The sequence below is a fragment of the Nostoc sp. UHCC 0302 genome (assembly GCF_038096175.1).
Taxonomy (GTDB): Bacteria; Cyanobacteriota; Cyanobacteriia; order Cyanobacteriales; family Nostocaceae; genus UHCC-0302.
This window is the reverse complement of sequence record NZ_CP151099.1, coordinates 7,704,999-7,718,621: the sequence shown is the minus strand read 5'-3', so window position 1 is coordinate 7,718,621 and position 13,623 is coordinate 7,704,999. Positions and strand designations below refer to the sequence as shown.

Annotated in this window: 11 protein-coding genes; 3 read left to right on the top strand and 8 right to left on the bottom strand. The window is 41.0% G+C overall.

What is annotated here, in order from left to right; translation table 11 throughout:
* Positions 1-72: 72 nt before the first annotated feature.
* Together WKK05_RS33435 and WKK05_RS33430 are read right to left on the bottom strand one after the other, a co-directional pair.
* Positions 73-396 (bottom strand): DUF1825 family protein, encoded by a 324-nt coding sequence (locus WKK05_RS33435; protein WP_341527268.1) that lies wholly within the window; start codon positions 394-396, stop codon positions 73-75.
* 125 nt (positions 397-521) lie between these two features.
* The gene (locus tag WKK05_RS33430; protein WP_341527267.1) at positions 522-1,442 is read right to left on the bottom strand and encodes a DnaJ domain-containing protein; all 921 of its coding nucleotides are present in this window, start codon (positions 1,440-1,442) and stop codon (positions 522-524) included.
* Positions 1,443-1,757: 315 nt separating this feature from the next.
* On the opposite strand from WKK05_RS33430, the gene WKK05_RS33425 reads away from it, so the two are divergent.
* Together WKK05_RS33425 and WKK05_RS33420 are read left to right on the top strand one after the other, a co-directional pair.
* Entirely contained in the window at positions 1,758-2,129 is a 372-nt protein-coding gene (locus WKK05_RS33425) for an NINE protein (protein ID WP_341527266.1), read from the top strand.
* Positions 2,130-2,143: 14 nt separating this feature from the next.
* Positions 2,144-2,677 carry a ComEA family DNA-binding protein gene (locus WKK05_RS33420; protein WP_341527265.1) on the top strand — a complete coding sequence of 178 codons (534 nt, stop codon included), beginning with the start codon at positions 2,144-2,146 and terminating at the stop codon, positions 2,675-2,677.
* 48 nt (positions 2,678-2,725) lie between these two features.
* Here WKK05_RS33420 and lepB read toward each other — a convergent pair whose 3' ends face one another.
* The 6 genes from lepB to rimI form a co-directional block, all read right to left on the bottom strand.
* Positions 2,726-3,298 (bottom strand): signal peptidase I, encoded by a 573-nt coding sequence (gene lepB / locus WKK05_RS33415; protein ID WP_341527264.1) that lies wholly within the window; start codon positions 3,296-3,298, stop codon positions 2,726-2,728.
* A 527-nt stretch (positions 3,299-3,825) separates the two neighbouring features.
* Positions 3,826-6,204: a UvrD-helicase domain-containing protein gene (locus tag WKK05_RS33410; protein WP_341527263.1), complete on the bottom strand. Its 2,379-nt coding sequence runs from the start codon at positions 6,202-6,204 to the stop codon at positions 3,826-3,828.
* Positions 6,205-7,433: 1,229 nt separating this feature from the next.
* Positions 7,434-7,799 (bottom strand): clan AA aspartic protease, encoded by a 366-nt coding sequence (locus tag WKK05_RS33405; protein WP_341527262.1) that lies wholly within the window; start codon positions 7,797-7,799, stop codon positions 7,434-7,436.
* Positions 7,796-8,068 carry a hypothetical protein gene (locus WKK05_RS33400; RefSeq protein ID WP_341527261.1) on the bottom strand — a complete coding sequence of 91 codons (273 nt, stop codon included), beginning with the start codon at positions 8,066-8,068 and terminating at the stop codon, positions 7,796-7,798. The genes WKK05_RS33405 and WKK05_RS33400 overlap by 4 nt, the downstream gene beginning before the upstream one ends.
* A gap of 213 nt (positions 8,069-8,281) precedes the next feature.
* Positions 8,282-10,750 carry an ATP-dependent Clp protease ATP-binding subunit gene (locus WKK05_RS33395; RefSeq protein WP_341527260.1) on the bottom strand — a complete coding sequence of 823 codons (2,469 nt, stop codon included), beginning with the start codon at positions 10,748-10,750 and terminating at the stop codon, positions 8,282-8,284.
* 606 nt (positions 10,751-11,356) lie between these two features.
* Entirely contained in the window at positions 11,357-11,905 is a 549-nt protein-coding gene (gene rimI, locus WKK05_RS33390) for a ribosomal protein S18-alanine N-acetyltransferase (RefSeq protein ID WP_341527259.1), read from the bottom strand.
* Between the two features lie 91 nt (positions 11,906-11,996).
* Between rimI and lysA the strand changes: the two genes are divergently transcribed.
* Positions 11,997-13,391: a diaminopimelate decarboxylase gene (gene lysA, locus WKK05_RS33385; RefSeq protein WP_341527258.1), complete on the top strand. Its 1,395-nt coding sequence runs from the start codon at positions 11,997-11,999 to the stop codon at positions 13,389-13,391.
* The last annotated feature ends 232 nt before the right edge of the window (positions 13,392-13,623 follow it).

Genomic DNA, 13,623 nt, shown 5'->3' with positions numbered 1-13,623 from the left:
TCTTCAATAATTCTCCCTTGTCTCCCTTGTCCTCTTAACCCCCAATCACCAGCCCCCAGTCCCCAGTTCCCTCTATGGCTGCGCTTCTAACTCAGCTTTCATCCGTTCCAAGGTGAGGTGCATTTGATCAAACATTTGTTGTGGGGTGACGCCAAACTGACCCAGCTGAGTTTTAAGTTGCTCTACTGTCATTTGTGCCATGAAATCTTCTGATAGCTCAAAGCGCTTCATAAAGATACGATACCGATCCATCATGGCTTCCATTTGCTCAATAAACAGCTTTTTACCTTCGCGGTCAAATTTGCCGTAGTTATTGCCAAGCGAGATCAGCGCTTGATAATTGTCAAACAACTGCTTTGCTTCTTGCTGAACTATCTCAGAGTCGAAGAATCCCATAATACTTATATTCAACTAAGTACTGACACTCAGTAGTTTATAGTTTTACTCTTAGTTTTTATTTTAGTCTATGGGAATAATCTCAGGAACAAGCTTCGGTTTTAGTACGGTTTTTTACCGAAATTTCAACACTTGACTTGAGAACGATTCTTCGGTGCAAATAAGCTTAATAAAGCTGCAATACTCACAGCTTTGGCCATTGATTGAGGATTGACGTTTTCACTTGGATTAATTTTCAGTCTGGACGCATATTTTAAAGCTAGTGAATGTTGGGGATTAAGTTTTAGTGCTTGACGTAGATAAACTCTAGCCATACCTGGGAATTTCTGTTGAAGATGGACTAAACCTAATAAAGCATGATAATCGCTGTTATTTGGCTCTAACTTGATGGCATCGCGCAGTTCTTGCACAGCTAATGACCAATTAGTTAATCGGACATATTCAATAGCTCGCTCGTAGTGGCGTTGAGCATAGTTTTTCAGAACTGGTTTGACATTAGTTTTATCACATAGTATTAATTCAACTGGCTTGACTTGCACCTCAATAATGCCAGAAGCAGGTTCTGGCGGCAAAAACACCTCAGTTTTGTGCAAGCGTAAGTAAACTAAATTCAGTATGCTGATCTGTTTAGTTACAACAGAGAATTGATGGAGTGATTTATATTGAGCTACTGCATAGGAAGCGATCGCTTCTTCATAAAAAAATTCTGCTTCTAGTGCAGACATTTCCATCAGTTCTTGAGCTAAAGGACTTTGAATAAACTTAGCTTGCTGCTCCCATCCCCGCAGTATAGCAATAGCGCTACAACGCTTTTGTCTATGCTTTATTTTTTCATAAGCTGGATTGATCAAATGGCTAAATATTGCCGCTGCTAATTCTCGATCTGGATTGTGGCTGGCGGCGTAGCGATCGGGATGTAGCAGCTTTGCTAAAGTGTGATAACGTTTGAGAATCTGGCGTTCATCAGCAGTCACAGAAATTCCCAGCACAGCATAAGGGTCAAAAAGCTGTTTAAGCCATTGTGGTGGGAGAAAGGTCTGTGACATTGTGGTAAGTAATATGAGCCGTTGAGAACTAAAACTTAGCATCAAAGCTCAATTTACCGTTATGAGAAACTTACTCAAATTTACCCAAACAGTGGTAACTGTACTTAAGTATGCTTGATTGTAAAGGTGGGCAGAGACTGAGCATTAGTGATTAAATTTCTATTCCCCATTCGTGCTTGCCCCTATGCCTTTTTCAATAGAATAGATTCAGACGTTTACTAATAAGTATGAATTATTAAATGTTTAATTAATCAAGGTGCTTTGCTACTACGGCTATCTTAATTGTAGAAACTTTGGTAATAGATTTATAAGAATATGTTGACTAAGCGAAAAAGCCGAAGCGTTGCCGCCATTTTAGCTTTTTCTGGCACGCTGACAATTTCAGGACTACATAAATTTTATTTAGGGCAGCCTTTGTGGGGTATTTTGTATGTCTTGCTTTCTTGGACGCCAATACCCAAGGTAGCTAGTGCGATTGAAGGAGTTTGGTACTTAGCCCAAGACGAAGAAGCTTTTGATCGTCATTTTAACTTAGGTAAGTCAGTAATCAGGAACTCCCAACAGGCAAATCAAGTAGGAGCGATAGCTAATGCCTTGCGTGAGTTAGATGCTCTCCGCCAAGATGGATTGATTTCTGAGTATGAATTTGAGCAAAAACGCCGCCAGATGCTAGACCAGATTTCTTGACGCAAGCGACAATCATGAATAACTGGCTACCTTTGAATTCCAAATTACAAAAACTTCGTGCCAAGCTCCTTAAAGACCCATACTATCGACTACAATCTGGGGAAGAAATTCAGATGGCGGCAGAGTTGGGTATCCGCATTGATGCCAATCAAGCCGCTGTAGATGATTGGTTACGTCTACCTGGGTTGTCAATTCATCAAGCGCGATCACTGGTAGAACTTTCACGTTTTGGTGTTAAATTTTACTGTATAGAAGATATCGCTGCGGCTTTGAGTATGCCAGCACAAAGACTAGAGCCACTTAAACCGCTGCTAAGTTTTAATTACTATGATGACGAATCTTTAAGCAATTTTACTCAATCAATCAATCCAAATACTGCTACAGTTGAGAAGCTAGTACAAATTCCATTTATAGATTTGTCTCTGGCGCAAGCAGTAGTCAAAAATCGCCAAGCAGCTGGGCCTTACCGTAACCTAGTAGATTTCCAGCAACGCCTAGAATTACACGGTGATGCGATCGCCCAACTGATGTACTACTTAAGGTTTTAGTTAGAAGTTAGCAATTTAGAAGCCTAAACTGTAATAACTCCTGACTCTTTAAATAAACCCAATACGGTCGAGAGGCCAAAAGCGAAATGCAGCGCGACCAATAATATTTTTTCTAGGTAAAAATCCCCAGTAGCGAGAGTCATTGCTATCGTTGCGATTATCACCCATAACAAACAACTCGTCTTCAGGGACTTTGACTGGTGGAAATGGCTGATTTGGTGGTTCAGCAATGTAGTCTTCTGACAAGGGTCGACTATTAAGGTAAACTTTACCACCAGTAATGTTAATTACTTCTCCAGGTTGACCAATTACCCGCTTAATAAAAGCTTGGTCTTTGGGATATCCTCGACGTTGTAGTTCTGCTGGTGGCTGAAAAACAATAATATCTCCAGTTTTAGGAAGGTGAAGACGGTAGGAGACTTTTTCCACCACTAGGCGATCGCCTGTATGTAGAGTAGGTAACATCGAGTCAGAAGGGATGTAGCGCGGTTCGGCGATAAAAGTCCGAATCAAGATTGCCAAAGACAAGGCGATCGCAATTAAAGTTAGATTTTCCTGCCAACTCCGCCATACTTTTGAAGATTTAGGAGCTTCTTTAGCATCACTTTCGTGAAGAGTCATAAAATTTTTCAGCCAATTAAAAAAGTGGGACAAATACCTTGATTATTTTGACGCTCAAGGTATACTCATAACCAAGTTGGGTTTTGCAACGACCCATACAAATATTAATAATACGGTGATCGCATCTACCAAAGTTGAGCAAGATGATTGTAAATAAACTATAACTTGCCTAAAGCGATACAAGCTTAAGATTAGAACTGATGCATAGATTATTGAATCTCCTGATCTTAATTGCTGCAATTATAAAGCAAGGTTTTAGCTGATTCTCAATTTTGTCTTCTCTAGAAAAAGTTAGTCACCAAACTGGTGAGTGGGATAGCCTGTCGGTTTTTTATAGGAGTGAAAGATGGGCTATTGAATGGCACAATATCACAAATTGTTGTGTAATGATAAACTCTGTCTCGAACACTAGTATAGAGCAATTTAACCTGGATAATAGCTTGAGGCTTAAATTATGAAGTATGCGACGCCAATAAGTTATCACTTATCTTAAGTTTCAATAAACCACTAAATTTTTTGCTAAAACTCTACTTTAAATTGACTTCAGAAATATTGTTAAAAACAAGATTATACTGCCCTCGATCAACATAATACTTCGCCAGCATATTCTCTAAATCGTCATAAAAACGCACCTCAATACCGGCAGCTTGAGTAATCCACTGAGCGTTATGAAAATATTGTTGTATTGAGAAATCCTGTGCAGGATAAGTACAACACCAAGCTGACCACTCAATTGCTATCCAGGTATAGCCTTCAGCATTAAGCAAATGTTTGATCGCGTAAGTGCCGTTTCCACCTTGTCCAGCCTGATTACCCACTTTAACAGTAATACGCTGTATGGTTCCAACAAAAGGTGGATAATCTAACCAATCAAGTAAGTTAATTCTTTTCCTACTTTTTAATTCCTCAAGGAAAGGTGACAAGTTTTTGCTTTCAGTGAGAATATATAAATGCTCTACTGCACGAGTTAAGGCAACATAAAAAAGACGACGCTCCTCACTAACTACTTGCTCAATGCTATCACCGAAAACACGACTAAACATCAAATCAGGGTGTATTAATGGGTAACAACGAGGGACAGCATCAATTATTATAACCACATCATTCTGAAGACCTTTATACTTGTGAGCGGTTGATATGCTTACAGCCTTTCTTGATTCTTCAGAAAGGTAGGAGTGTAGCAAATTTAAGAAGCTGTCGAGTACGCCATCTCTTGATGTACGTTTACCATAATTCACGTACCAAGGTAAACTATTCTTTCGGCTAAGTAAAACTACATTTTTTCCATCTTTGATAGTTTTGTCCACTAAGCGCAATATGGCAGGTGTTATACTATCCCCCGAATGCTCCTCTTGCTCCTTGGAAGTTAGATTAAATTGTCCCATATCAGCAATTTCAACCGTTCCAAATATACCTTTATGGGCGCGAGCGGGAGTACCCAATCCATACATCAATGTGTTACCGATATCGACAATTGAAGTAGCAGAACGGTAATTAGTAGCTATATTGAGTTTTTGCGAAGGCTGGAAAAACTGCGCGAAATTCTGGTAAAAGCGAAGGTCAGAACCAGCAAAACCATTAATTGCTTGCCAATCATCACCAACACAGAAAAATTGTGCTTGAGAATTTTGTTCTCTAATTGCTTCTATTAAATGGTGGAAGAGTTCTGAGAAATCTTGATATTCATCAATCAGTATGTATCGAAGACACTTTAAATCGCCAGTGCCAGATTTGCGACGAAATACAGTTTGTCCTGATGCGATCGCTGTGGCAGCTTTTTGCATCAGTCCATCAAAATCATCCTCGCCTGTTGTCTGAAGGTGTTGTAAATAGGACTGATAAAACTTTTGTGCAAGCTCCAAAAAGCGCTGCTCGACATCACTAGCACACTTATGATTATCAACTAGAGAGGCTAATTCTTCTGAAGTGAGGGATAGTTTCCGACAACGCTGGATAAATCCTTCTACTACTTGAGTAAAACGGTCTATAACTCTAAGTTTAGTTTTCTTCCAAATCTCGTCTTCACTCAAGCGATCGCACCTAATACCATAACTTTCAAGATATCGCTTAAGTAAAGCACAAAAATCTTCAACTCCCTCAAATCTGAGGGTTGTGGGGGATAATTCCACAAAATGCCAGTTAGGATGATTTCGCCAATATTCTCGCTTTTGTTCTGACATGATATCGTAATCTGGATCACCTTCTAGCCCAAAATATTCAATAACTATCCCCTGATTCTCTCCAGTAACAATTGTAAAATCAGGGCGGTAATTAATGCCATCCCACCAAAAGTTACGCTCGTATTTGTATGTAATATTGTGTTCCAATAAAAAATTCGCAATTACTTTCTCACCAAAAGACTTGTAGTAGTTTCCGTCAAGCCCTTCTCTTGGTAACGAGCGACGGTAACACAATATTTCTTCAGGACTTTTATTATAATCACCCCAAGCAATGCGCTCCCAGTCTTCACGAAGGTTCGCCATCATCAAAACGCGAATTTTTTCATAAACATCTGGCTTGCGGTGATACTCATAAATTACAGTCTGTAAAGCTTGGGCTTTGTTCTGTTGTCCATCTGATTCATTGAAAAGAATACTTTTTTCTGGATGAACTAAAGCGTATGCTAATGCATGGAAAGTCATTACATGAGGAATAGAGCTTTGTAATTGTAGAGTAAGGCGCTCTCGTATTTCTTCCGCAGCCTTGCGATTGAAAGCTAAAAGTAATATTTCATTGGGTGCAATACCGCAATGTTTTTGTAAAAATAAAGCTCGATTGACCAATGTTGAAGTTTTGCCACTTCCAGCCCGTGCTACTACTTGTATATGACCTTTCACAGCACCAATTGCTGCTGCTTGCTCAAGGTCAGGTGAGGTATTTAAGTTGGTTTGTACCCAAGATTGCACATAACTTAATTTTTCATATTGGTATTCTTTAAATGATATGTGTTCAGGACATTTAATTTGATAGAAGTTATCAGCATTCAGAAAATTTTGTTCAAACTGGTTTTTTAAGTTTTCAAGTAAAACCTGTTTTTCTGCTTTTCGTCTTTGTGCGTCCTTTACTTCTTGCTCTTTTCGGACTAATTCAAAAATTTATTGACGAGAAAGAGGTGGTGATATATTGCTAAATTTTCTAAGAAATTGCTCCTTTTTATATCTAAAAATTAATCCATCTCTGTATTCTATTTCGAATGACACTTCTGATGTTTTTAGTTGATATACTGCATAAACTTTTCCTTGAGTATAATACTTTACTCCTGCTAGATTTCGTTTTTGATCTTGATATTTAACTTCTTCTTTAAGGCGGCTAACTTATTTTTTATGCAGCAGCCTCCAGAGGTTATCGTTATCACCAATAACTTCTGCAAAACTTTGAACATTGTCAATCTGTAAACTGTTATCCATACTCTGTTTTACTCTCACTCAACTGCTTGCAGCTACTTAAGCCCCTATTTTTAGTTTTCCCGCAGACAGAGCATAATTAACAACGAAGCAGAAATTATAGAAGGGAAAAGTTTAGATTCATCTGCTTTTTGTGTTTTTGCCATATTGGTAAACAACCAAAAAACGGCAGATAAGTTTTGTCTTCTACCGTTTTTTGAATATTGATTTTTATCTACTCATTGAAATGGAGAACTGAAACTTACTTTTAACATCACTCTTCTATCAGCTGTCTCAGTTTATCCATATTCAAGGAAAACTTTAGTTCACTATTTTGCTGTTCTACTTGCGCCGCTTAAAAATTTTGATAAATCTCTTCACGCCTTTCTTCTCGTAGGTATTGCTGCAATAACAGTTGAATTTCTAATACCGTTTCTCTAAAATATGGCGACAGATTCAACACTTCGGCTACGCTCAGCTTCAATTAGGCAAGGAATTGCGCTTAAGCGCTACTACAAACGATGTGTTGCTTTCATTTAGATAATTGGTATAACTTCTCTTCACTGGAAAGACTTTTAATTGCTTCAACTACATCACTGTAGATCATAACTTGGAAAACTTTTTAGTGCTTATCGGATAAATCTAACATGGTAACGATAAAGCTAAAATTTTAAATCTTACTCAACCCCTTGGGTTAATAATTATCATTGCTATATTGCTATTGATAAAAACTTGATATAACCAGAAAGCAACTATAATTCATCAATTGTTACTAAACCGCCTTCGATAAACTGTATGACAAGTTCATGCTCATCAAGTAAAGCAGTTCCTAGTAAAGGTCGCTTTCCTGTCGCAAGTACATTCACTTCCCGTTCTTCTCCATTCCAAATAATGTTAGCTTGATGTACTGGCAAGATTACATTACTATTGTCAGCTAAATTTGCATACATATCATACACAAAAGGGAAACCCAATAGAGTCACTGCTGCTGGAGGCAGAGAAAGAAACTCTGTAAAACCTGTATCGATAACAAATTCAATAGTAAAATTTGGTTTATTTGACAGTCGAAATATTATGTTAACGGTTGCACGTCCGTTTTTGATAATACCAGGAATCACCGATAATCGCGCTCCATCTCACCACTGAAAGAAACAGCAACTTTATAACCAATGCGAATACCAAAAAGTCGAGCAAATGGACGTTTGCTACGTAAATATCGTGCCGATTCTAAGCCTGTTTTATCAACTGCGTATTCACCTGTTTCTATATCAATGATCACCATTTTACCGATGTTTTCTTCTCGTTCCACTTGTTGACGGATGCTATTTTCATATAATTCTTTTGCACGTCGTCCAACTTCTTCGCGGCTTAAAAGTATGCTTTCCACGTCCTCGCTCCTTTGTTCATGTTGTATCCTAATTCTACTACCAAGCTATAATACAAGGCGGTTTAGTGAACGATATACTACCGCAGATCAAATACTAGTAGAGCCAAATTTGGAGTAGTTAATAAATATTTAGTGAATAAAAAACGGTAGAGCAATAAACACTCTACCGTTTTATAATTTTTTATTTGAGATTAAAGTCCCAAACTTTAAATCTTACTCAACGCCTTGGGGTAACAATTCCCGGCGCTGTTGAGAACTCACCTGCACAGTACCACTGTCATCCACATCAACAACGGCTGTATCGCCATCCTTGATGCGACCAGACAGAATTTCTTCTGCTAGGCTATCTTCTAACAAGCGCATAATTGCTCGACGTAAGGGTCTTGCGCCGTAGCTGGGACTGTAACCTTCTTCGATGAGACGGTCTTTGAAGCGATCGGTAACTTCTAGGGTGATACCCTTTTCTGTTAGACGACCAAAGACTTCCTTAAGCATAATTTCGGCGATTTGTGTCACCTCTGGCTTAGTCAACTGACGGAAGACGATAATTTCATCTAGTCGGTTGAGGAACTCTGGACGGAAGTACTGCTTCAGTTCTTCGTTCACCAAGGAGCGAATGCGGTTGTAAGCTGACTCGGTGACATCTTCGGAGAACTCGAAGCCGATACCGCTGCCGCCTTTTTCAATTACCTTAGAACCAATATTGGAAGTTAATATCAGCAAGGTGTTCTTGAAGTCCACCGTGCGACCTTTGGCATCGGTTAACCGACCGTCTTCCAAAATTTGCAGCAGCATATTAAATACATCGGGGTGCGCTTTCTCGATTTCGTCGAACAGCACCACGGTGTAAGGACGCCGCCGCACGGCTTCAGTCAATTGACCGCCTTCGTTATAACCCACATAACCAGGAGGTGAACCAATCAGTTTGCTGACGGTATGACGCTCCATGTATTCCGACATATCCAAGCGGATCATCGCTTCTTCAGAACCGAAGAAGTAAGATGCCAAAGACTTCGCCAACTCGGTTTTACCTACACCAGTAGGCCCAGAGAAGACAAAACTAGCAATGGGTCGATTGGGATTTTTCAAACCGACACGAGCGCGACGAATTGCCCGTGAAACAGCCTTCACAGCCTCGTCTTGACCAATAAGACGCTGATGCAGGGTGTCTTCCATGTGCAACAGCTTTTCGGATTCAGATTCGGTGAGCTTGTTCACCGGTACTCCAGTCCAAGAAGCGACAATGTGAGCAATGTCTTCTTCTGTAACTACAGGTTCTTCACCCTCAGAGCCGCTAGCGTTGGTCTTGCTTTGGGCGATCGCGCGAATTTCGGCTTTGATTTCCATTTCGCGATCGCGCAATTCCCCTGCTCGGTCAAAGTCTTGCGAGCGGACTGCATCGTCTTTTTCTTTTAATATCTGACGGAGTTCTTTGTCTAACTCCTTAGCTGCGGGTGGCAGTTGGGAGTTAATCAAACGCACTCTAGAACCAGCTTCATCAATCAAGTCGATTGCTTTATCTGGGAGGTAGCGATCGCTAATATAACGATCAGACAACTTTGCCGCCGCCACCAATGCTTCATCGGAGATTTTCAGCTTGTGGTGTTGCTCGTAGCGATCGCGTAAACCATACAAAATTTCGATTGTCTCATCGACTGACGGTTCACCTACCATTACTGGTTGGAAGCGACGCTCTAGGGCTGCATCTCGCTCGATGTGTTTACGATATTCATCTAGAGTTGTCGCCCCGATGCACTGTAATTCACCCCTAGCCAAAGCTGGCTTGAGGATATTTGCTGCATCTATTGCACCTTCTGCCGCACCTGCACCAATTAAGGTGTGTACCTCGTCAATCACGAGAATGACATTACCCGCTGAGCGGATTTCATCCATGATTTTTTTCAGGCGTTCTTCAAATTCGCCTCGGTACTTGGTTCCAGCTACGAGCAAGCCGATATCTAGCGTTACCACCCGCTTATCTTCCAGGATGTCGGGGACATCTTTATTGGCGATGCGTGTCGCTAAACCTTCAGCGATCGCGGTTTTACCAACCCCTGGTTCCCCAATCAGCACTGGGTTATTTTTTGTCCGACGACCCAATATCTGGATCACCCGTTCAATCTCTTTAGCACGTCCCACCACTGGGTCGAGCTTGTTGTCTGTCGCCATTTGGGTCAGGTTTGAACCAAATTCATCCAAAGTCGGGGTTTTTGTGCGACCGGATGAACCACCTGGTGAAACTTCAGCAGTTTCTCCCAACATGCGGATGACTTGAGTTCTTACCTTAGATAGATCCACACCGAGGTTTTCTAGCACCCTGGCTGCTACACCTTCCCCTTCACGGATTAGGCCCAACAGCAGATGCTCGGTGCCAATGTAGTTATGCCCCAGTTGGCGTGCTTCTTCCAAGGATAGTTCCAGAACTCGCTTTGCCCGTGGGGTAAACGGAATTTCCACGGCAACAAAGCCTGATCCTCGACCTATAATTTTTTCAACTTCAATTCGGGCATCTTTGAGATTGACACCCATTGATTTCAGCACCTTGGCGGCCACGCCGGTACCTTCGCCAATCAGACCCAGGAGGATCTGCTCGGTACCGACAAAATTGTGACCTAAACGGCGGGCCTCTTCTTGGGCCAGCATGATTACCTTAATGGCTTTTTCTGTGAAGCGTTCAAACATATGGCATTGATCCCATCACCTGCGTCGTGCCGGTACGCTGATTTTAGCACAGGCAAAGCTTTTGGATGCCTGTATAAAGATTATAGACATCCAAATCGCATTACTCAGGTTAATCTGGTAATTGCTAAATATTTATAACTTTTATGTGGCTAGTGTACTGAGGAGCTTGACTTTACCAGCGTTTTTAGCATTGCTACGAATAACTGACTGCTGGGATTTAGCCTTTTTTAATCTAATCCCAAACATTTACTTGTAGCAAAAATATTTTATTTTGTCAAGAAAAGTTATTTGATGAGAATTTTTTATATTAAGAAACCACAACAAAATGTTATTTAAATTCAATCAAATACTGCAAAATTGCGGTTTGATCTGAAGGTAGTCAACAGTCAAGTTAAAACCATTGCCATGCAAGTAAAGGTTAAAAGCAGCATCGCTGAGATAGCTGGTGTCTCAGCAGGTTAAAGATACAGGAGTACAGATGCGATTAATCGTGTCTGGGTAGGAGCCGTCCCATCCAAACCTCACAGAATCGTTAAAGTTAGCTGCTCAAGGTTGTAACTTTTAATGCATACTCTGGTTTAGATGACTCGATGAACGAAGTAGAGCTTAAAAAGCAATATGCCAAGAAGATTTTCTCAAGCGATCGCTAACTTGGGTATGCCAATTGTCTAAATTATCTTGAAATTGCGGCTCTTGCAACTCAGAAATCCAAAGAATTAGTGCATCTTCATCGTTATCTTTGTAATAACGTCGCCGTCGCCCAGCTGTTTTGAAGCCAAATTTTTGATATAAAGATATGGCTGCCGAGTTGGAAGCTCGAACTTCGAGAGTAGCTCGCTCCAAACCGCGATCGCAAGCTGTCTTTATGAGTGAATATAGTAGAGCCTGCCCCAAACCTTGACCATGATATTGGGGATGAACTGCCAAAATTGTAATATGAGCTTCGTCTAAAATTGACCAAAAGCAACCCATCCCTAGCAATCTTAAACTAGAGACAGGGGAAAATAAACCCAGTAGATCACTGTTAGGACTTTCCAGCTCTCGTTGGTAGCCTTCTAAAGTCCATAAACCACCAAAACAAGCTTGATCTAGTTCTAGAATTGCACTCAGATGCTCTGGGGTTAATAATTGAAGTTCTAAGTCTAATGAGATCACATTTATTGGATAAGGTTACAAAGCCTTTGTAAACTGGGAATCGGAGACTTAATCACGCCCGTAATTTTAACAAGGACAACTCTTTATAGTTATGGTATCGACTCACCCCACTGGGGTTAAACATTCTGGTAGTCAGTATTTACCTCAAAAGCACAGCACCAACTCCAATCTTTCGCCCAATCAGCAACTTCTACCCTTAACTGCCAGAGTTCATCATGACCTCCTGGAAATTGGTGGGTGTGATGTCACAACCCTAGTTCAGCAGTTTGGTTCACCTTTATATATTTTAGATGAAGAAACCTTGCGATCAGCTTGTCAGCAATACAGAAATGCTTTCAAACAGTATTACAAAGGCGAATCTCAAGTACTTTACGCCTCAAAAGCCTGGAACTGTCTAGCAGTTTGCGCGATCGCCAATAGTGAAGGATTAGGAATCGATGTCGCCTCTGGCGGCGAACTCTACACAGCCATAACAGCAGGTGTCAGCGCCGAGAAAATTTACTTCCACGGTAATAATAAATCTCGTGCAGAACTGCTTTATGCAATTGAGTCTGGTGCGAACATTGTGGCAGATAACTGGTATGAGTTGCAAACTCTCGTTGAATTAGCAGGCAAGCAACAGCCTGTGCGGATTCTCCTACGTCTGACTCCCGGTATTGATTGTCATACTCACGAATATATTCGTACTGGTCATTTAGACAGTAAATTTGGTTTTGACCCTGGCGATTTGGATCAAGTGTTTGCTTTTGTGAGTCAGCAACCGGCGCTCAATTGTGTAGGGGTACACGCTCATATTGGTTCCCAAATTTTTGAACGTCAACCGCATCGGGATTTAGCTGCTTTGATGGTGCAGTGGTTAACTAAAGCTGCTAGCTATGGTTTAACTCTTACAGAATTAGATGTAGGTGGCGGATTGGGAATTACTTATATAGAATCAGACGATCCACCCAGCATTGAAGAGTGGGTAAAGCCGATTTGTGAAGTGATTGAAGAAGCTTGTGCAGCAGAAAATTTGCCTTTGCCGAAGTTACTTAGTGAACCGGGGCGATCGCTAATTGCCACAGCTGGCGTCACTGCTTACACCATCGGCTCATCAAAAGTTGTTCCTGATATTCGTACTTATATAGCGGTTGATGGAGGATTGTCTGATAATCCACGCCCAATTACTTACCAATCAGTTTATCGGGCAGTAGTAGCTAATAAAATGTCTGCTCCGTTAACAGAAACTGTAACAATTGCTGGTAAACATTGTGAATCAGGAGATATTCTGATTAAAAATGCCCAACTGCCAAAAACAGAACCAGGGGATATTCTCGTAGTTATGGGAACTGGTGCGTACAATTACAGTATGGCATCTAACTATAACCGCTTACCCCGACCGGCAGCAGTTTTAGTGGCGAATGGCGAAGCAAATTTAATTTTGCAACGCGAAACTTATCAAGACTTAATTCGACAAGATTGCCTACCAGAAAGACTGAAAAGTTAGTCATTTGTCATTTGTGAGTCCAGCACTGCGGGGAAAACCTGAGTGGAGGTTCCCTCCGCAGGTGGCTGGTGAAGCATGGGGGTTCCCCCCGCCGTCAGTAACTGTTGAACCCGTACCCTTTCGGGGAAGTAAGCTACATATAGCGTCTCCGATAGGAGAAAGGCGAACCCGTAAGGGTCATTAGTTATTAAGCAGGAACTAATTACAAATGACTAATGACTAATGACTAATG